The following is a 17,273-nucleotide window of genomic DNA, read 5'->3' on the forward strand; positions in this document are numbered from 1 at the left end:
CACCTCGCCCGATTCATCTGGAGACATGCATGCGATTCTCGATACTCAACTCAGACGCGGAACGGCGTGATGGGCTCAAAGTACTACTGCGGCAAATCGACCGGCTGGCACGCTTCAACGAAGCACAAGACTGGCGCCAGGTTGAACGCACGCTCAAGCGTCAGTGGCCCGATCTGCTCGTGATCGACTGGCAGGACTGGATGTCGGTGGCGGATACCCGCGATCTGCTCAGCCATTACCCGGACCTGCGCATCGCCGTGCTCACCGATCAGATCTCCCCCACCCATGTGCGAGCGCTCATGGACGAGGGCGTACTCGGCGTCGTCTCACGCGAAACCGATCCTTGCCTGATTGTGCGTGCATTCGAAATGGTGCTGCTGGGCGGTCACTACGTGCCGCCCGGTGCGCTGGCGCTCAATCCTCCGCTGCCGCCGGACATTGCCATCCGCCCATTCGACGAAAAAACGCCGCCGCCGCGCCGCGGCAAATTGGCCAGCGTGCTGTCACCCCGCCAGGAGCAGATCATGCGCTGCGTCCACATGGGCAGCACCAATAAGATGATCGCGCGCACCCTCGGTATCAGCGAAGGCACCGTCAAGATTCACCTGACCAGCATATTCCAGCAACTCGGCGCACCCAATCGCGCGGCGGCGGTCGCGCTCTACAACGGCTGGCTGTCGAACCATTTGCAAGTGCTACGCAATGGCGGTGACGGCACGGCGCGTCCGATCATGGGACAAAGCAACGTCGTGCCATTGCGGCGCCGGTTGCGCAGGCGCTTTCAGTATCCGTTGCCCGCCAATGACGCGACGGCTCCGCTCGCCATGGCAGCCGAGCCGAGTCCGCCCTATGGCGACGCATTGTCCACCGGTCCGTCATTGGAACCGCCTCCGCCAGGAGCGGCATAACAGCCCCAAATGAATGCGCCAGACGCCGGGCGCGCATGTTGTGACGGCGTCCATGCCCGCTGGCATGGAATCCGCTCACACCTTTTCTCGTCCAACGAGTAATATGAGATACATGGGTTTCCTCTACACACCGCTTCCGTTCTGGGTCGCTGTCGGTGGCTGGATCGCCACTGCGATAGTGGTCGCGCTCGCGCTGTGGAAAAATCCTTTCAAACGACTTCAGGACGGCACCTTGCAGCATGTCTGGCTTGCGATCATCGTCGCAGTGTCGGTGCTGTGGGCAAGTAATGCGTGGCTCGACGACGGCACGGTGATGCATCTGCTCGGCGCCACGCTGGTCGTCACGCTCTTTGACTGGGCGCTGGCACTGATCGCCATGGCCGTGGTCACGGGTCTTGCCGCCGTCGTCTTCGACGCTCCGTGGCAAGGTATCGCGCTGACGTTCCTCGTGTACGGCGCATTGCCGGTCGGTATTTCGACGCTGGTCCAGCGCGCCAGCATCGCCTGGCTGCCGCGCAACCTCTTCATGTTTATCTTCGGCCAGGGCTTCGTCTCACCGGCTATCGCCGTGTCGCTCACGGCCGCCGCCGCACTCGGCATTCACATCACGCTCGCCGATGGCTCGATGACCGTGATGCCTGCCGGCTACGCGTTCAGCGTGCTGCTACTCGCTACCGGCGAGGCCTGGTTCACGGGCATGTCGACAGCGCTGATCGCGGTCTACCGCCCCGCCTGGGTCACCACTTACGACGTCCGGAGATACCGATTGGGTGGACCACGCATCTGACTCAGGCTCTGCATGGAACGCGCATTCGCGGCAATCGGCCACGCGGCCGTCTTAAGCCGCCTCGATCGCGCACACCACGACAGGACAAAATATTTGTGTCAGGATTGAACTCCACCCTATCGCGAGGCATCTTACGTGCCTCATGTCACATTAGCGTCTAACGAACTAGATGGATTGCACCAACGTCCCGCGCCGATTGCTGCGGCTGGTCGGCCGGTTGGCGACACTTGCAGCGAGTCTCTCGCTCATTTGCAGCGCCCCCGTATTCGCCGATCAACTCGAACAGCACAACGACCTCGTCAACAAATTTGTCAATGACATGCATGCGGACCCGCTCGTCGCGGACTGCGCCGCTCATGGCAATTTTGTCGCCAGCACCTCGACCGCTTTCGACCACGTCGAGTTTCCCCCCAGCTCTTTCGACAGCGCGCATGCGTCGGTCACGCCCTGGAACGATTCGTTCGACGAGGGCAAGCAACGCGTCAAGGTCGACAACATCGTCATTGTCGAAGGGCTCGGCATTGCGCAAGGCGGGGGCGGCGATCCGGCCGATCTGAAATTCCGCTGCGGCTATGTCGGCGCCCAGATGCTGGCGTTCAGCTGGAACGACCCGGTGCCGCCGGCTCGCGCGCGCAGCGGTGAGCCTTCGGGGTCGCACGCCGTGGCGGGCAAACATAAGAGCGTCAAGGGCAAGCATTCGGCAAGCGGCAAGAGCACGAAGAAAGCGACGACGAAATCGTCCAAGGCCAGCTCGGGTAAATCGTCGAAGTCGACGTCGACGTCGAGCAAGTCTTCGAGCAAGTCTTCAAGCAAATCGACCGCGAAAAAGACCACGACGAAGAAGAAGGCTCAATAGCGGCAGTACGATCACCGATGCAGACTTGCGAGCCAGGAGCGAAGCGCCATCCGCAATAAACCGCAAGCCCGCGCTCACACAAATCACTACCGCAAAAAAAGAGGCACACGTCACCGTGTGCCTCTTTTTCCATGCAGCGCCCGCTTTAAGCAAACGTCTCCACATGCCGCAAAATCGCCTGCAGCATGGCCGCGCCTAGCGACGCGCTACGGTCGCCGTTCCAGCCGACCCGCTCGTCGGGCAGATTGGCGTTGTCCTTGAACGGCATTTCCAGCGTCAACGACAGGCAGCCGAATTCGTTGCCGATGTACTTCGACGCCAGCTTCAACGCGTCCTCGCGATACTTGCTCGCGGCGTAACCGTATTTGTCCTGGAAGTCCGGGCTCGCCTGCTTGAACGCTTCGATAAACGCCTTCTGCTCCTCGCCCTGCCGTTCGGTAAAGCCCGGCAGCATTTCGGAGCCGGCCACGAACACATAGGGCAGCGCCTCGTCGCCGTGAATATCGAAGAACAGGTCGCAACCCACGGCGTGAATCGCGTCGCGCACCACCAGCACTTCAGGGCTGCGCGCGGCGTCCGGCTCCATCCATTCGCGATTCAGATTCGCGCCGGTCGCGTTGGTGCGCAGATTGCCGCGCACGCTGCCGTCCGGATTCATGTTCGGCACGATATAAAACACCGCGTGATCGTAGAGCTTGCGCGCGACCGGATCACCCACCCAATCGCCCCAGCCCGCGAGCCGCTTCACGAGACCTTCGATAAACCATTCGGCCATCGTCTCGCCCGGATGCTGGCGCGCGATCAGCCAGATTTTCTTCTTCGGCGTGTCGCCGGTTTCCGGCGTGCCGAGCGTGAGCAGCGACATGGGCCGGCCTTCGACGGTCGTGCCCAGTTCGGTCAGCGTGGCCTGCGGCAACTGCTGCACCGCGCCGAGAAACTCCGAATGACGCTCCTCGCTATACGGCTCGAAATACGCGTAATAGATGCGGTCGAAATCGGGCGTGTGATCGATCGTCAGCACGCGGCCGTCGTACGAGGTCGGCACGCGAAACCAGTTCACCCGATCATAGCTCGCGACCGCCTGATAGTCGCGCCAACCTTCGGCGAACGCGCACGCGGCGGCATTCTCGAACGTCATCACACAGCGCTCGCCCGCCGCGCCGGACAAACGGAAGTAAAACCACTGCGCGAACTCGGCATGGCTGTCCGGCCGCACGCGCAGACGGATGTTGCCCGCGTCTTCGCAGGACAATACTTCGATCGCGCCGGCGTCGAAATTACTCGTGATGGATAACGTCATGGTGTTCTTCTCTACTGGTTGCACCGCGAAACGCTTCAACGCTTATTCAGCGACGCGGCGGCGGAATACGTAAGTGGAATCGTTCGATGCCGCGGCGTCGAACGCATAACCTTCGGAGTCGAACGCCTTGAGCTGCTCAGGCCGGTCGAGACGGTTTTCCACCGCATAGCGCGCCATCAAGCCGCGCGCGCGCTTTGCATGGAAGCTGATGATCTTGTAGCGGCCGCCTTTCCAGTCTTCGAACACGGGCGTGACGACCGGCGCGTCGAGCAGCTTCGGCTTGACCGATTTGAAATATTCGCCCGATGCGCAATTCACCAGCACCCGCGACGCCGCCGCGTTCTTCTTCAACTGCGCGTTCAGGGCCTGCGTGATCCGCTCGCCCCAGAACGCGTACAGATCCTTGCCACGCGGATTGGCGAAGCGCGTGCCCATTTCGAGCCGGTACGGCTGCAGCAGATCGAGCGGCCGCAGCAGGCCGTAGAGTCCCGAGAGCACCCGCACGTGGCTCTGCGCATAGTCCAGATCGGCCGACGACAAGGTCTTCGCGTTGAAGCCCTCGTACACGTCGCCATTGAACGCGAGTACCGCCTGCTTGGCGTTATGCGTATCGAACTTCGGCGACCAGTCCGCGTAACGCTGGAAGTTCAGATGCGCGAGCTGATCCGAAATGTCCATCAACGAAGCGATCTGCTGCGGCGACAAACGACGCAATCCGCCGATCAATTCGGCCGCGTCGTCGACAAAATCGGGGATGGTGTGCTTTTTGACGTGCGGTGGGGTTTCGTAGTCGAGCGATTTCGCCGGCGACAGAACGATTATCATAGAGGCTTGCAGGCACGCCGTGCCTGGCGGTCAAAGACGAAAGCCAGATTGTAACGAATGCCCGGTTCCCATGCCTCACACGGCGCTTTGCGCGTCGTCCTCGATTCCAATGTGTGGATCGATATTCTCGTGTTCGACGACCCGCATACGCGGCCGATTCGCGCCGCACTCGAAAGCGGCACGCTGGCCGCGCTGATCGACGCGCGTTGCCTCGCCGAACTTGCCTATGTGCTCGACTATCCGCAATTCGTGCATCGGAAGGTGGATAAAGCCGCCGCGCTCGCGGTCGTCGCGCAGCTTTCGCAACTCGTCGAAACCGCCGCGCCGGCTGAAGACGCCAGGCCTTTGCCCAAATGCAAAGACCGCGACGACCAGAAGTTTCTCGAACTCGCCCATGCCGCGCAGGCCGACTGGCTTGTCTCGAAGGACCGCGCGGTGTTGAAGCTCGCGAAACGGATCGCGCGCGATTTCGGTTTCCAGATCGCGCAGCCCGCGCCGTTCGTCGACGCCATCGCCGCTTCGGCTCACCCGCTCACACACTCCACCCCGCTCCGGACAGCGCCATGAATGCACCGCACGACACGCCCACGAGTCCTTCGTTTCCGTCTCGCCTGCCGAATGTCGGCACGACGATTTTCACCGTGATGAGCGCGCTCGCCGCCGAAACAGGCGCGGTGAATCTGGGCCAGGGCTTTCCCGATTTCGGCTGCGATCCGCGCATTATCGACGCGGTCTCGAACGCCATGCGCGACGGTCACAATCAGTACCCGCCCATGGCCGGCGCGGCGCCGCTGCGTCAGGCGATTTCGGACAAGATTGCCACGCTGTATGGCCGCCGCTACGACGCCAACACGGAGATCACCGTGACCGCCGGCGCCACGCAGGCGTTGCTGACCGCGATTCTGTGCACCGTCCACCCCGGCGACGAAGTGATCGTGATCGAGCCGAATTACGACAGCTACGTGCCGTCTATCGAACTGGCCGGCGGCAAGCCGGTTTTCGTCACGCTCGAGGCGCCCGACTACGCGATTCCGTTCGACAAGCTCTCTGCCGCGATCACGCCGAAAACGCGGCTGCTGCTGATCAACACGCCGCACAATCCGACCGGCACGGTCTGGCGCGAGCAAGACATGCGCAAGCTCGAAGAGATCGTGCGCGGCACCAACGTGCTGATCCTCTCGGATGAAGTCTACGAACACATGGTGTTCGACGGTGCGCCGCACGAAAGCATGGCCCGTTATCCGGAACTGGCGCAGCGTAGTTTCGTGGTGTCGAGTTTCGGCAAGACCTATCACGTGACGGGCTGGAAGGTCGGCTACGTGGCCGCGCCGGCCGCGCTCATGGCCGAGTTCCGCAAGGTGCATCAGTTCAACGTGTTCACGGTCAATACGCCGATGCAGATCGGTCTCGCCGACTACATGAAAGACCCGGCGCCGTATCTCGACCTGCCCGCGTTTTATCAGCAGAAGCGCGACTTCTTCCGCGCGGGTCTCGCGAACTCGCGCTTCAAGCTGTTGCCGTGTACGGGCACGTATTTTCAGTGCGTCGACTATTCGGCCATCAGCGACCTGCCCGAAGCCGAGTTCGCCCAATGGCTGACCGGCGAGATCGGCGTCGCAGCCATACCGGTCTCGGCGTTCTATCACGAGGCGCACGAATCGGGCGTCGTGCGCTTCTGCTTCGCCAAGCAGGAGAGCACCCTCGCCAACGCGCTCGAACGGCTGGCGCGGCTCTAGGACGCCCCGCGCGATGCTGCGAACGACACCACGTTCCCCGCTATCGCGCGCCGCGGCCAGGACGGCGTGCATGGCACGCCGCCACCCGCTCAGGCATGACGCCGCGGCGAACTCGAATCAGCCGCGGCGCATCTCATCAAGCCGGGCGCGACGCCGCAACATACGCCTTGCGGTCCTCGGTGATACGTTGTGCGGCCGGCCGCGCATTGATCTCCTTCACATAGCTTTTCCAGTCGACGCCCGCATCGAGCAGCAAATCGCGGCCGTAAATGGTTTGCGTCGCCATGCCCACCAGCGGCAAGCTCACGAAACCCGCCGTGTCGGCAACGCTGAAACGTTCGCCGCCCAGGTACGGCCCGAACTTCGCGATCCGTTTGAAGCCGGTAATGTGATGCGCCAGCAGCTTCTCGACACGCCCTTTGGTCGCGTCCGTCACGGTGCCGCCGAAGAACGCCTCTTTGTAGAGATTGCGCGCGGTCAACTCGAGGTGCACGTCGACGAACATGACCAGCTCGCGCTCCTTGGCCGCTTCCCACGGATCGGCGGAGAAAATCGCCTTGTCGGGAAAGCGCGCGGCCAGATACTCGACGATGCATTGCGACTCGCACAGGTCGCCGTCTTCGGTCTGCAGATACGGCACCTTGCCGAGCGGCGAATGCTCCAGCACGGCCTCGTCCTGGCTCGGCATCACGAACACTTCTTCGAACGGAATGCCGTGTTCGAGGAGCACGAACTTCACTTTGTTGTAATAGTTAGAGAGCGCGAAACCGCACAGCTTGATCATCGGGTGTCTCCTTTCTTTGGGTTGGTGCGACCGTGCATTGACGCATCGATGTCAAAGCAGCGGCCTTCGAACAATCATCCAGTAAATTGCACGATCGTGCTATTCTAAAATAACCATGGAGTCGAGCATCACAATGACCTCTCGCAATTTCAGTATCGAGACTATCGGCATTGTCGGAACCGGAGCAATGGGGCGCGGCATCGCACAGATTGCCGCGCTCGCGGGCCTCACGGTGCGTCTGTACGACACCAATCCTGCTGCGATCGGCGCCGCGCGCGATTACCTCGCCGAGACTTTCGCCAAATTGACGGCCAAAGGCAAGCTCGATCAGGCCCGCTCGCTCGCCGCGCTGGCAAACGTGAGCGGCGCGCAGGCCATGGGCGACCTCGCCGGCTGCGACCTGGTCGTCGAAGCGATCGTCGAGAAGCTCGACGTGAAGCAGGCGCTGTTCCGTGAACTCGAAACGGTGGTTAGCGGCCGCTGCGTGCTGGCGTCGAATACGTCGTCGCTGTCGATCACCGCGATTGCCGCCACGTGTACCGATCCGTCGCGCGTGGTCGGCTACCATTTCTTCAATCCTGTCCCGCTCATGAAAGTCGTCGAAGTGATCGACGGTCTGCGCGGCGACCCCGCCGCCGGTGACGCGCTGATGGATCTCGCCCGTCGCATGGGTCACACGCCCGTGCGCGCGAAAGACATGCCGGGCTTCATCGTCAATCACGCGGGCCGCGGCATGAATACCGAAGGCTTGCGCGTGGCGGGCGAAGGTGTCGCGAGCTTTGTCGAGATCGACCGCATCATGCGCGAGCAGGCCGGCTTCCGGCTCGGACCGTTCGAGTTGCTCGATCTGACCGCGCTGGATGTGTCGCATCCGGTGATGGAGTCGATCTACCATCAGTTCTATGAAGAGCCGCGCTTCACGCCGTCGCCGATCACGGGCACGCGGCTCGCGGGCGGACTGATCGGCCGCAAGACCGGCGAAGGGTTTTATCGTTACGAAGATGGCAAACAACAGGTGCCGGCCGAAGCGCCCGCACCGTCCGCTTTGCCGGCCAGCGTGTGGGTCAGCAAGCGTTATCCGCAAGCTCATGAAGCCGTCGTCCAACTGATCGCCCAGGCCGGCGTGACACTCGACGAAAGCGCGACGCCCGCCGCGGACTCGTTGATCGTGGTCACGCCGTTCGGTCACGACGCGACCACGGCCGCAGTCGACGAAGCGCTCGACGCCAGCCGCGTGGTCGCGATCGACGCCCTCTTCCCGCTCGTCGCCGCACAACGCCGCACGCTGATGACCACGCCCGCCACCACGCGCGCCGCGCGTGACACCGCCCATGCACTCTTCGCCGCCGACGGCGTGCCGGTCACCGTGATTCGTGACTCGACCGGCTTCGTCGCGCAGCGCGTGGTAGCGACGATCGTCAACATCGGCTGCGATATCGCGCAGAAGCAGATCGCCACGCCCGACGATATCGATCTCGCGGTCACGCTCGGCCTCGGCTACCCGCGCGGCCCGCTCGCGCTGGGCGATGCGCTCGGCTCGAGCACGATCCTCACCATCTTGCGCAACATGTTCAGCGTGCTCGGCGACCCGCGCTATCGTCCGTCGCCGTGGCTGGCGCGGCGCGCGCAACTGGGTCTGTCGCTGACGCAACGCGACGCCGCCGACATCCAACCCGACACGCAACCGGAGACACAACAATGAGCGCCGAACTGCTGACCTCGCGCCCGACCGAAAGCGAATCGACGCTCGTCCTCACACTGTCGAACCCCGGTGCGCGCAACGCGCTGCACCCGGACATGTACGCAGCGGGCATCGAAGCGCTCGATTCGGCGGAACGCGATCCGTCGATCCGCGCCGTGGTGATTACCGGCGCCGACAACTTCTTCTGCGCGGGCGGCAATCTGAACCGCCTGCTGGAAAACCGCGCGAAAGATCCGTCCGTGCAAGCTGAAAGCATCGATCTGCTGGGCGAATGGATCTCGGCGCTGCGGCTCTCGTCGAAACCGGTGATCGCCGCCGTCGACGGCGCGGCGGCTGGCGCCGGCTTCTCGCTCGCGCTTGCATGCGACCTGATCGTCGCCGCCGACGACGCCAAGTTCGTCATGTCCTACGCACGCGTCGGCCTGACGCCCGACGGCGGCGGCTCTTGGTTTCTCGCCCAGGCTTTACCGCGCCAACTGGCCACTGAAGTGCTGATCGAAGGCAAACCGATCGGCGCCGCGCGTTTGCACGAACTTGGGGTCGCCAACAAGCTGGCCAAAACGGGCGCCGTGCGCGACGCCGCGGTGACATGGGCCGACGAACTCGGCAAGATTTCGCCCAACTCGATCGCGCGCATCAAAGGTTTGATCGGCGCGGCAGGCGCACAACCGCTGGCCGACCATCTGGTCGCCGAGCGCGACAGCTTTGTCGCGTCGCTGCATCACCGCGATGGCCTTGAAGGCATCTCAGCGTTCCTCGAAAAGCGCGCGCCGGTTTACAAATGAACGAAGGGACCATGCCCGACTATCAATTGCCCAAACGCCGCCGCATCTTCCTGATGCGTCACGGCGACGTCACCTACTTCGACGATTCCGGCCGCGCGATCGATCCCGAAACCGTGCCGCTGAATGCCAACGGCCGCGAGCAGGCCAGCGCGGCGGGCCGGGTGTTCGCCGAACAGCAGGTGCGTTTCGACCGGGTGATCGTGAGCGGCTTGCCGCGTACTGTCGAAACCGCCCAGCGCGTGCTCGCAGGAACGGGGCAGCCGATCGAACTCGAAGTCGAACCGGCGTGGCAGGAGATTCGCGGCGGCAAGCTCAGCAACATTCCGCCGCAGGATATCGAAGCCGCGTTTCTCGGCGTGTTCGACGGCATCGTGCCGGAAAGCACGCGCTTTCTCGACGGCGAGACGATCGGCGCGTTGTTCGATCGCGTGTTGCCGGCTATCGACGCCTTGCGCGCGGACACCTCGTGGGACACCGTGCTGCTGGTTCTGCACGGCGGTGTGAATCGCGCGATCCTGTCGCACGCGATCACGGCGGGAGGCCGCACGTTCTTCGGGCATCTCGCGCAAGCCACCGGCTGCATCAACGCGCTCGACGTCGGCGTCGCGCCGCGCGACTGGGTGCTGCGCACAGTCAATTATTCACCGCCGTCGCCGCTACATCGCGACGTCCGCAACACCACGATGGAAATGCTCTACGCACAATTCATTCAATACAAGCGTAGCTGAACCCGAACTGGAGGAGACACATGGTGCAAGCCACACAGAGCGGCGAACCAGAACACAAACCGGATTATTCGGCTTTCGAAGGCACGCGCCCGGTCAACGATCGGCAACGCTTCGACAGCGACGCCCTCGCGGCGTGGCTGGCCCGGCATGTCGACGGTTTTGCCGGGCCGCTTACGCTGGAACAGTTCGCCGGCGGACAGTCCAATCCCACCTTCAAACTGGTCACGCCGTCGCGCTCTTACGTGATGCGCGCCAAGCCCGGGCCGGCCGCGAAGCTGCTGCCGTCCGCGCATGCCGTGGAACGTGAATACCGTGTGATGCATGCGCTGGCCGGCACCGACGTGCCGGTCGCCCGCATGCTCGCCCTGTGCGAGGACGAAAGCGTGATCGGCCGCGCGTTTTACGTGATGGAGTTCGTCGAGGGCCGCGTGTTGTGGGATCAGTCGTTGCCCGGCATGGCGAGCGCCGACCGCACGGCGATTTACGACGAAATGAATCGCGTGATCGCGGCGCTACACAGCGTCGACGTCACCGCCGTCGGTCTCGCCGACTACGGCAAACCGGGTAATTATTTCGCCCGCCAGATCGGCCGCTGGAGCAAGCAGTATCTTGCGTCCGAAACCGAGCCGATCGACGCGATGCAGCGGCTGATCGACTGGCTGCCGCAGCATATGCCGGCGGAAACCGGCGAGCGCGCCTCGATCGTGCATGGCGACTATCGGCTCGACAATCTGATCTTCCACCCGAGCGAACCGAAAGTGCTCGCGGTGCTCGACTGGGAATTGTCGACGCTCGGCGATCCGCTCGCCGACTTCGCGTATCACTGCATGGCGTGGCATGTCGATCCGACACAATTCCGCGGCATCGCGGGGCTCGATTGGGCCGCCCTCGGCATTCCCGACGAAGCCGAATACGTCGAGCGTTATTGCAAGCGCACCGGCTTCGAGATTCACGGCGATTGGAACTTCTATCTGGCGTACAACATGTTCCGCATCGCCGCGATTTTGCAAGGAATCATGAAGCGTGTGGTCGACGGCACCGCGGCCAGCGCTCAGGCGCTCGATGCCGGCAGCCGCGCGAAACCCATGGCGGAACTCGCCTGGCGCTACGCGCAGAAGGTGCGTTGAACACAACGAGCCCAATCGTCCGTTACCCGTTTTATCCGCGAGGTCCTACATGAATTTCGATTACACCCCGAAGGTTCAGGCGTTGCGCGAGAAACTGCTCGCCTTCTTCGATGCGCACATCTATCCGAACGAACAGGCGTTCTATGCGGAAATCGCGCGCAATCGCCACAACGGCAACGCGTGGCTGCCCACCGAACTGATCGAACAACTCAAAGTGAAGGCGCGCGACGCCGGCTTGTGGAATCTGTTCCTGCCTGAATCCGTGCGCGGCGCCGGGCTAACGAATCTCGAATACGCGCCGCTGTGCGAAATCATGGGCCGCGTGCCCTGGGCGCCGGAAGTGTTCAACTGCAACGCGCCCGACACCGGCAACATGGAAACGATCGAGCGTTACGGCAGCGAGGACAACAAGCGCGAATGGCTCGAACCGCTGCTGCAAGGGCAGATACGGTCGGCGTTTCTGATGACGGAGCCGGAAGTGGCGTCGTCGGATGCGACCAATATCCAGACCAGCATCGTGCGCGACGGCGACTACTACGTGATCAACGGCCACAAGTGGTGGTCGTCGGGCGCCGGCGATCCGCGCTGCAAGGTCTATATCGTCATGGGCAAGACCGATCCCGACGCGCCGCGCCATGAGCAGCAGTCGATGATCCTGGTGCCCGCCGAAGCGAGCGGCATCACCGTGCATCGTCCGCTGACCGTGTTCGGTTACGACGACGCGCCGCACGGCCACATGGAAATCACGCTGGAAAACGTGCGCGTGCCGGTGACCAATATGCTGCTCGGCGAAGGCCGCGGTTTCGAGATCGCGCAGGGCCGCCTCGGACCGGGACGAATTCACCACTGCATGCGTTTGATCGGTCTCGCCGAACGTGCGCTGGAACTGATGGCGAAACGTTCGATGCAACGCGTGGCGTTCGGCAAACCGGTTGCCGCCCAAGGCGTCACTCAGGAGCGTATGGCCGAGGCACGCTGCATGATCGAACAGGCACGTCTGCTCACGCTGAAGACCGCGTACATGATGGACACGGTCGGCAACAAGGGCGCGCGCGGCGAGATTGCGATGATCAAGGTGGTCGCGCCGAACATGGCGTGCCAGGTGATCGACTGGGCCATTCAGGCCCACGGCGGCGGCGGCGTCAGCGACGATTTCCCGCTGGCCTACGCGTATGCGTCCGCGCGGACGCTGCGTTTCGCCGATGGTCCCGACGAAGTGCACCGCAACGCGATCGCCAAACTCGAGCTGGCGCGGCATATGGATGCCGGCGCGGCGGCTCGCGTGGAAATGCCGGTTACGCGTGTTTGAACCTGCTTGAGGTTGAGGTTGAGGTTGAGGTTGAGGTTGAGGTTGAGGTTGAGCTTGAGATAGGCACGGCGGTCGGCATCGTGACGATCCGCGACGTCGCCAGCAGCATCGTGCGATCTATGCTCTAATTTTCGTCAACAGCGGCGCCCTACGTGGCGCCGCTTTCACGAAACAATGGAGCCACGATGATCGACGTCTATAGCTGGGCAACCCCGAACGGCCACAAGGTCCACATCATGCTCGAGGAGACGGGCCTCGACTACGCCGCGCACGCCGTGAATATCGGCACGGGCGACCAGTTCAAGCCCGAATTCCTCGCCATCAGCCCGAACAACAAGATCCCGGCGATCGTCGATTCCGAAGGTCCTAAAGGCGCCGACGGCCAACCGTTCGCGTTGTTCGAGTCGGGCGCGATCCTGATCTATCTCGCCGAGAAGACTGGCAAGTTCCTACCGACCGATCCGGCCGCGCGCTATTCGGTATTGCAATGGCTGATGTTCCAGATGGGCGGACTGGGTCCGATGCTCGGGCAAACGCACCACTTCCGCATCTACGCACCGGAGCCGATCGAGTACGCGATCAATCGCTACACGAACGAGACGCGGCGTCTGTACGGTGTGATGGACACGCAACTCGGCAAGACGCAGTACCTTGCCGGCAACGATTACACGATCGCGGACATCGCGGCGTTTCCGTGGACGCGCTCGTGGAAAAACCAGGGCGTCGATCTGGATGCGTTTCCCAATGTGAAGCGCTGGCATGAAGAGATTGCCGCGCGTCCGGCGGTGGTGCGCGGTGTGGAAGTGCTGGCTTCGGTACGCCAGCCGGTCATGGATGAGAAGGCGAAGGAAATGCTGTTCGGCGCGACGCAGTATGCGAAGCGGTAGGTTTGCTGTGGCGCGGTTGCGGTGGTTGTGATGTGATTGTGGCGACGGCTGCTGCCATTGCATAAAAAACGCGGGTCGGCATGAATGCCGCCCGCGTTTTTTTGCTTTCGCGCTCGCACTGGCTTCAGCGTCAATGCCAGTGCCAGTGCCAGTGCCAGTGCCAGTGCCAGTGCCAGCAAATCACACCGGCCTTGCCCGCGTCAGAAGTAATGCCGCGTGATGAACTCCGCGACGCACACCGGCCGCTCACTGCCCTGCCGTTCCAGCGTCACATTCCACACCACCTGCACGCCGGCGTCGTCGACCTCGCTGACGGAATCGACCGCGAATTTCGCCCGCAATGACGAGCCGACCGGCACCGGCGACGTGAACCGCACGCGATTCAATCCGTAGTTCACGCCCATACGCTGTCGCAGCGCTACCGTCTTTCCCAGCAACGCCGGGATCAACGATAACGTCAGAAATCCATGTGCGACCGGACCGCCGAACGGCGACTCACGCCGCGCCCGTTCCGGATCGACGTGAATCCACTGATGATCGCCGGTGGCCTCCGCGAAGCGGTCGACGCTTGCCTGATCGACGGTCAACCATTCGCTGACGAGCGGCTCGGCGCCGACCAGTTCCCGCAGTGCCGCGGCATCGCCGAAGGTCGCGGCAGACGCCGCGCCGACCGTCATGACGCCGCTCCCGGATTGCGCAGTCCGAACAAACCCTTCGAGCGCACCGTGATCACCGTTTCACCATGCTGGTTGATGCCTTCCCATTGCGTCGACACAATGCCGCGATCCGGCTTGCTCTCCGACACGCGCTTGTCGAGCACGACGTTCTTCATCGTGATCGTGTCGCCTACGCGCACCGGCTTCAACCAGCGGATATCGTCGATACCGGGCGAGCCCATCGAGGTGGAACCCGCAAGCGTGTTGCGCACGAGCATGCCCATCATCACCGAACAGGTGTGCCAGCCGCTCGCGACCAGGCCGCGGAACGGCGACTGGGCAGCAGCGGCTTCGTCCAGGTGAAACGGTTGCGGGTCGTACTTTTGAGCAAAGTCCACAATTTCTTCACGCGTGAACGTGTGCTTGCCGACCTCAAAGCTCGTGCCGACTACCATGTCCTCGAAACTGAAACCCATTGTCGCGCTCCTTGTTTTCCGATTCGACCGGCCGATCAAGCTTCCGCGGTCATGAAGCCGGACAGCGCGGCGAACCGCGCGAGATGGTGATCGACATCGCCCAGTGTGGTTTCGATGATCGCAAGGCGTTTGAACAGATGCGCCGCCGCGACTTCGTTCGTCACCCCCATGCCGCCATGCAACTGGACCGCCTGCTGACCGACGAAACGCGCAGCCTGCCCGACTCGCGCCTTCGCGGCGGAGACGGCCCGGCGACGCTCGTCGGGGTCTTCGCTGGTGTAGCGCATGGCGGCCAGATAGGTGACCGAGCGCGCTTGCTCGGCGTGAATCAGCATCTCGACCATGCGGTGCTGCAAGGCCTGAAAGCGCGCGATCGGCTGGCCGAACTGCTGGCGTGTTTTCGTGTAGTCGACGGTGGCGAGGTTCAGCGCGTCTAGCGCGCCGATCGCTTCCGCGCACAGCAAGACCGTGCCGTAGTCCGCGATGTGTTCGAGCGCGGCCGCGCCGGCGTGCTTGCCTTCGAGACGGCGCGCAGGCGTGCCGTTGAATTCAAGCGTCGCGGCGCGTTGACCGTCGATCGTACGGTAGTCGGTCAGTTTCACGCCCGCAGCTTCGCGCGCCACGACGAACAGCGCGATTTCGCCGTTCTGCCGAGCCGGCACGATCCAGTAATGCGCTTGCGCACCGTGCAACACGACCGACTTCGTGCCGGTCAAGGCGGGCTGCTCGCCGGAGCCACTCGCGGTCGTGGCGACGTCAAACAGATCGTAGCGCGCGTGGGGCTCGTGAAACGCCACGGACAGCTTGATCTCGCCCTGCGCCGCGCGCTCCAGCAACGACGCATCTTCGCCCTGGCCGCTGCCGGCAAGACGCAATGCCTCGATGCCTACCGCGGTCGCCCAATACGGCTCGACGACTAGCGCGCGGCCGAGTTCCTGCATCACGACCAGCATGTCGATCGGGCCGCCGTTGAAGCCACCTTGCGCTTCCGGCACCGGCAGCGCGGTCAGGCCCAATTCGGTGAATGCGGCCCAGTGCGTATCCGAGATGCCCGCTTCCGACCGGACAATCGCCTGGCGCGCTTCGAACCCGTAGCTCTTGTCCAGATAGCGACGCAATGCGTCGGCGAATTGCTGTTGTTCGTCGTTGAAATTGAAGTCCATGCGCCGCTCCTCAAAGTCCGAGAATCATCTGCGCGATGATGTTCTTTTGAATTTCGTTCGAGCCGCCGTAAATCGACGTCTTTCGGAAGTTGAAGTAATACGCGGCTAGCGGCGCGGCGTCGTCGTCGCCGGCCAGACTATGATCGCGCTCGCCTTCGAGGAACGGTACGTCGAACGGTGCGGCAAGTGGACCGACGGCTTCGAACATCAGTTCGGTGAGCGCTTGCTGGACCTCGGTGCCTTTGATCTTCAGCATCGACGCCTCGGGCCCCGGTCCGCGTCCGCCGGCTTCATTGGCGACCACGCGTTGCACGGTGACTTCAAGCGCCATCAGATCGATCTCGAGGCTCGCGACTTTCGCGGCGAACACCGGATCTTGCAGCAGCGGCTTGCCGTTCTTTTTCTGATCTAGCGCGAGACGTTTCAGGAAAACCAGTTCGCGCTTGGATTGCCCGACACGCGCAATACCGGTGCGCTCATGGCCGAGCAGATATTTCGCGTAAGTCCAGCCGCGGTTCTCATCTCCGACCAGATTCTCGACCGGCACTTTCACGTCTTCGAGAAAGACTTCGTTGACTTCGTGATCTTCGTCGAGCGTGATGATGGGACGCACCGTGATACCCGGCGTTTTCATGTCGATCAGCAGGAACGAAATGCCCTCCTGCTTCTTCGCACCGCTGTCGGTGCGCACGAGGCAGAACATCATGTCCGCGTACTGACCGAGCGTGGTCCAGGTTTTCTGGCCGTTGACCAGGTAATGGTCACCGACGCGTTCGGCGCGCGTGCGCAGCGACGCCAGATCGGAACCGGAACCCGGCTCGGAATAGCCTTGGCACCACCAGTCCGAACCGTCGAGAATGCGCGGCAAATAGTGACGTTTCTGCGCCTCGTTGCCGTATTTCATCAGCACAGGCGCCACCATCGAAACGCCAAAGGGCAGCACGGACGGCGCACCGATGCGCGCGCACTCTTCGTCCCAGATGTGTCGTTGAGTCGCGTCCCAGCCCGGGCCGCCATATTCTTTGGGCCAGGCGATCACCGACCAGCCGCGCGTGCCGAGCAGCTTGTGCCAGCCCGCAAAATCTTCGCGGGAAAGACGTTTGTGATTGAGTACTTTGTCGCTGAGCTCGCGAGGCAGATTCGCTTCGAGCCAGTTGCGGATGTCCGCGCGGAACGCGTTATCAGCGGAGGAATAGTCCAGATTCATGCGTAGTGTCTCCTGGCCGCAACCGCCCACCGCCAGT

19 protein-coding genes are annotated in these 17,273 nt (G+C 62.8%); 12 read left to right on the forward strand and 7 right to left on the reverse strand.

Translation table 11 applies throughout. The features are described 5' to 3' along the window. Positions 1 to 29: 29 nt before the first annotated feature. From GGD40_RS06925 to GGD40_RS06935, 3 genes are all read left to right on the forward strand, one after another. Positions 30 to 908 (forward strand): response regulator transcription factor, encoded by an 879-nt coding sequence (locus tag GGD40_RS06925; protein WP_179743199.1) that lies wholly within the window; start codon positions 30 to 32, stop codon positions 906 to 908. A gap of 112 nt (positions 909 to 1,020) precedes the next feature. Continuing rightward, positions 1,021 to 1,695, forward strand: coding sequence for an energy-coupling factor ABC transporter permease (locus GGD40_RS06930; protein WP_179708794.1), 675 nt, complete (start codon positions 1,021 to 1,023; stop codon positions 1,693 to 1,695). 169 nt (positions 1,696 to 1,864) lie between these two features. Next, positions 1,865 to 2,551, forward strand: a complete 687-nt coding sequence (locus GGD40_RS06935; RefSeq protein WP_179743200.1) for a BspC domain-containing protein — start codon at positions 1,865 to 1,867, stop codon at positions 2,549 to 2,551. Between the two features lie 145 nt (positions 2,552 to 2,696). On the opposite strand, the gene GGD40_RS06940 is transcribed toward GGD40_RS06935, so the two are convergent. Continuing rightward, positions 2,697 to 3,851 carry a M14 family metallopeptidase gene (locus tag GGD40_RS06940; protein ID WP_179743201.1) on the reverse strand — a complete coding sequence of 385 codons (1,155 nt, stop codon included), beginning with the start codon at positions 3,849 to 3,851 and terminating at the stop codon, positions 2,697 to 2,699. A gap of 42 nt (positions 3,852 to 3,893) precedes the next feature. Then, positions 3,894 to 4,676: a peroxide stress protein YaaA gene (yaaA, locus tag GGD40_RS06945; RefSeq protein ID WP_179705831.1), complete on the reverse strand. Its 783-nt coding sequence runs from the start codon at positions 4,674 to 4,676 to the stop codon at positions 3,894 to 3,896. Positions 4,677 to 4,733: 57 nt separating this feature from the next. Between yaaA and GGD40_RS06950 the strand changes: the two genes are divergently transcribed. Together GGD40_RS06950 and GGD40_RS06955 are read left to right on the forward strand one after the other, a co-directional pair. Further along, entirely contained in the window at positions 4,734 to 5,243 is a 510-nt protein-coding gene (locus tag GGD40_RS06950) for a putative toxin-antitoxin system toxin component, PIN family (RefSeq protein ID WP_179743202.1), read from the forward strand. Beyond that, the gene (locus GGD40_RS06955) at positions 5,240 to 6,412 is read left to right on the forward strand and encodes a pyridoxal phosphate-dependent aminotransferase (protein ID WP_179743203.1); all 1,173 of its coding nucleotides are present in this window, start codon (positions 5,240 to 5,242) and stop codon (positions 6,410 to 6,412) included. Before GGD40_RS06950 ends, GGD40_RS06955 begins: the two co-directional genes overlap by 4 nt. A gap of 136 nt (positions 6,413 to 6,548) precedes the next feature. Here GGD40_RS06955 and GGD40_RS06960 read toward each other — a convergent pair whose 3' ends face one another. Continuing rightward, positions 6,549 to 7,196 (reverse strand): glutathione S-transferase family protein, encoded by a 648-nt coding sequence (locus tag GGD40_RS06960; protein WP_179705837.1) that lies wholly within the window; start codon positions 7,194 to 7,196, stop codon positions 6,549 to 6,551. A 133-nt stretch (positions 7,197 to 7,329) separates the two neighbouring features. Between GGD40_RS06960 and GGD40_RS06965 the strand changes: the two genes are divergently transcribed. From GGD40_RS06965 to GGD40_RS06990, 7 genes are read left to right on the forward strand one after another with little or no spacing between them, the layout of a single operon-like run. Then, positions 7,330 to 8,898: a 3-hydroxyacyl-CoA dehydrogenase gene (locus GGD40_RS06965; protein ID WP_179743204.1), complete on the forward strand. Its 1,569-nt coding sequence runs from the start codon at positions 7,330 to 7,332 to the stop codon at positions 8,896 to 8,898. Then, a complete protein-coding gene (locus tag GGD40_RS06970) occupies positions 8,895 to 9,683 on the forward strand; it encodes an oxepin-CoA hydrolase, alternative type (protein ID WP_179743205.1) in 789 nt (262 codons plus the stop codon). The genes GGD40_RS06965 and GGD40_RS06970 overlap by 4 nt, the downstream gene beginning before the upstream one ends. Positions 9,684 to 9,694: 11 nt before the next feature. Next, positions 9,695 to 10,411, forward strand: a complete 717-nt coding sequence (locus GGD40_RS06975; RefSeq protein ID WP_179743206.1) for a histidine phosphatase family protein — start codon at positions 9,695 to 9,697, stop codon at positions 10,409 to 10,411. A gap of 20 nt (positions 10,412 to 10,431) precedes the next feature. Further along, on the forward strand, positions 10,432 to 11,538 hold the full coding sequence (locus tag GGD40_RS06980) for a phosphotransferase (RefSeq protein ID WP_179743207.1): 1,107 nt from the start codon (positions 10,432 to 10,434) through the stop codon (positions 11,536 to 11,538). A gap of 49 nt (positions 11,539 to 11,587) precedes the next feature. Continuing rightward, entirely contained in the window at positions 11,588 to 12,847 is a 1,260-nt protein-coding gene (locus GGD40_RS06985) for an acyl-CoA dehydrogenase family protein (protein WP_179743208.1), read from the forward strand. Further along, positions 12,844 to 12,975, forward strand: coding sequence for a hypothetical protein (locus tag GGD40_RS36845; RefSeq protein ID WP_257030367.1), 132 nt, complete (start codon positions 12,844 to 12,846; stop codon positions 12,973 to 12,975). The genes GGD40_RS06985 and GGD40_RS36845 overlap by 4 nt, the downstream gene beginning before the upstream one ends. 57 nt (positions 12,976 to 13,032) lie before the next feature. After that, on the forward strand, positions 13,033 to 13,734 hold the full coding sequence (locus GGD40_RS06990) for a glutathione binding-like protein (RefSeq protein ID WP_179705849.1): 702 nt from the start codon (positions 13,033 to 13,035) through the stop codon (positions 13,732 to 13,734). A 200-nt stretch (positions 13,735 to 13,934) separates the two neighbouring features. Here the strand turns inward: GGD40_RS06990 and GGD40_RS06995 are convergent, their stop codons facing one another. The 4 genes from GGD40_RS06995 to GGD40_RS07010 are packed head-to-tail and all read right to left on the reverse strand — an operon-like array spanning position 13,935 to position 17,236. Then, positions 13,935 to 14,411, reverse strand: a complete 477-nt coding sequence (locus tag GGD40_RS06995) for a MaoC family dehydratase (protein WP_179743209.1) — start codon at positions 14,409 to 14,411, stop codon at positions 13,935 to 13,937. Next, complete coding sequence (locus tag GGD40_RS07000) at positions 14,408 to 14,866, reverse strand: MaoC family dehydratase (protein WP_179743210.1); 459 nt, start codon at positions 14,864 to 14,866, stop codon at positions 14,408 to 14,410. Before GGD40_RS07000 ends, GGD40_RS06995 begins: the two co-directional genes overlap by 4 nt. A 35-nt stretch (positions 14,867 to 14,901) precedes the next feature. Then, positions 14,902 to 16,029, reverse strand: coding sequence for an acyl-CoA dehydrogenase family protein (locus tag GGD40_RS07005; protein WP_179743211.1), 1,128 nt, complete (start codon positions 16,027 to 16,029; stop codon positions 14,902 to 14,904). 10 nt (positions 16,030 to 16,039) lie between these two features. After that, positions 16,040 to 17,236: an acyl-CoA dehydrogenase family protein gene (locus tag GGD40_RS07010; RefSeq protein ID WP_179743212.1), complete on the reverse strand. Its 1,197-nt coding sequence runs from the start codon at positions 17,234 to 17,236 to the stop codon at positions 16,040 to 16,042. Between the last annotated feature and the right edge of the window lie 37 nt (positions 17,237 to 17,273).

The organism is Paraburkholderia bryophila (genome assembly GCF_013409255.1).
Classification (GTDB): domain Bacteria; phylum Pseudomonadota; class Gammaproteobacteria; order Burkholderiales; family Burkholderiaceae; genus Paraburkholderia.

What these genes read in the sequence shown, in the direction of transcription:
- GGD40_RS06985 (WP_179743208.1), top strand. Translation starts at nt 11,588, where the DNA reads ATGAATTTCGATTACACCCCGAAGGTTCAGGCGTTGCGCGAGAAACTG.
- GGD40_RS07010 (WP_179743212.1), bottom strand. Translation starts at nt 17,236, where the DNA reads ATGAATCTGGACTATTCCTCCGCTGATAACGCGTTCCGCGCGGACATC.
- GGD40_RS06925 (WP_179743199.1), top strand. Translation starts at nt 30, where the DNA reads ATGCGATTCTCGATACTCAACTCAGACGCGGAACGGCGTGATGGGCTC.
- yaaA (WP_179705831.1), bottom strand. Translation starts at nt 4,676, where the DNA reads ATGATAATCGTTCTGTCGCCGGCGAAATCGCTCGACTACGAAACCCCA.
- GGD40_RS06975 (WP_179743206.1), top strand. Translation starts at nt 9,695, where the DNA reads ATGCCCGACTATCAATTGCCCAAACGCCGCCGCATCTTCCTGATGCGT.
- GGD40_RS06930 (WP_179708794.1), top strand. Translation starts at nt 1,021, where the DNA reads ATGGGTTTCCTCTACACACCGCTTCCGTTCTGGGTCGCTGTCGGTGGC.
- GGD40_RS06980 (WP_179743207.1), top strand. Translation starts at nt 10,432, where the DNA reads ATGGTGCAAGCCACACAGAGCGGCGAACCAGAACACAAACCGGATTAT.
- GGD40_RS06940 (WP_179743201.1), bottom strand. Translation starts at nt 3,851, where the DNA reads ATGACGTTATCCATCACGAGTAATTTCGACGCCGGCGCGATCGAAGTA.
- GGD40_RS06970 (WP_179743205.1), top strand. Translation starts at nt 8,895, where the DNA reads ATGAGCGCCGAACTGCTGACCTCGCGCCCGACCGAAAGCGAATCGACG.
- GGD40_RS06955 (WP_179743203.1), top strand. Translation starts at nt 5,240, where the DNA reads ATGAATGCACCGCACGACACGCCCACGAGTCCTTCGTTTCCGTCTCGC.
- GGD40_RS06990 (WP_179705849.1), top strand. Translation starts at nt 13,033, where the DNA reads ATGATCGACGTCTATAGCTGGGCAACCCCGAACGGCCACAAGGTCCAC.
- GGD40_RS06960 (WP_179705837.1), bottom strand. Translation starts at nt 7,196, where the DNA reads ATGATCAAGCTGTGCGGTTTCGCGCTCTCTAACTATTACAACAAAGTG.
- GGD40_RS06995 (WP_179743209.1), bottom strand. Translation starts at nt 14,411, where the DNA reads ATGACGGTCGGCGCGGCGTCTGCCGCGACCTTCGGCGATGCCGCGGCA.
- GGD40_RS06950 (WP_179743202.1), top strand. Translation starts at nt 4,734, where the DNA reads ATGCCCGGTTCCCATGCCTCACACGGCGCTTTGCGCGTCGTCCTCGAT.
- GGD40_RS06935 (WP_179743200.1), top strand. Translation starts at nt 1,865, where the DNA reads ATGGATTGCACCAACGTCCCGCGCCGATTGCTGCGGCTGGTCGGCCGG.
- GGD40_RS07000 (WP_179743210.1), bottom strand. Translation starts at nt 14,866, where the DNA reads ATGGGTTTCAGTTTCGAGGACATGGTAGTCGGCACGAGCTTTGAGGTC.
- GGD40_RS07005 (WP_179743211.1), bottom strand. Translation starts at nt 16,029, where the DNA reads ATGGACTTCAATTTCAACGACGAACAACAGCAATTCGCCGACGCATTG.
- GGD40_RS06965 (WP_179743204.1), top strand. Translation starts at nt 7,330, where the DNA reads ATGACCTCTCGCAATTTCAGTATCGAGACTATCGGCATTGTCGGAACC.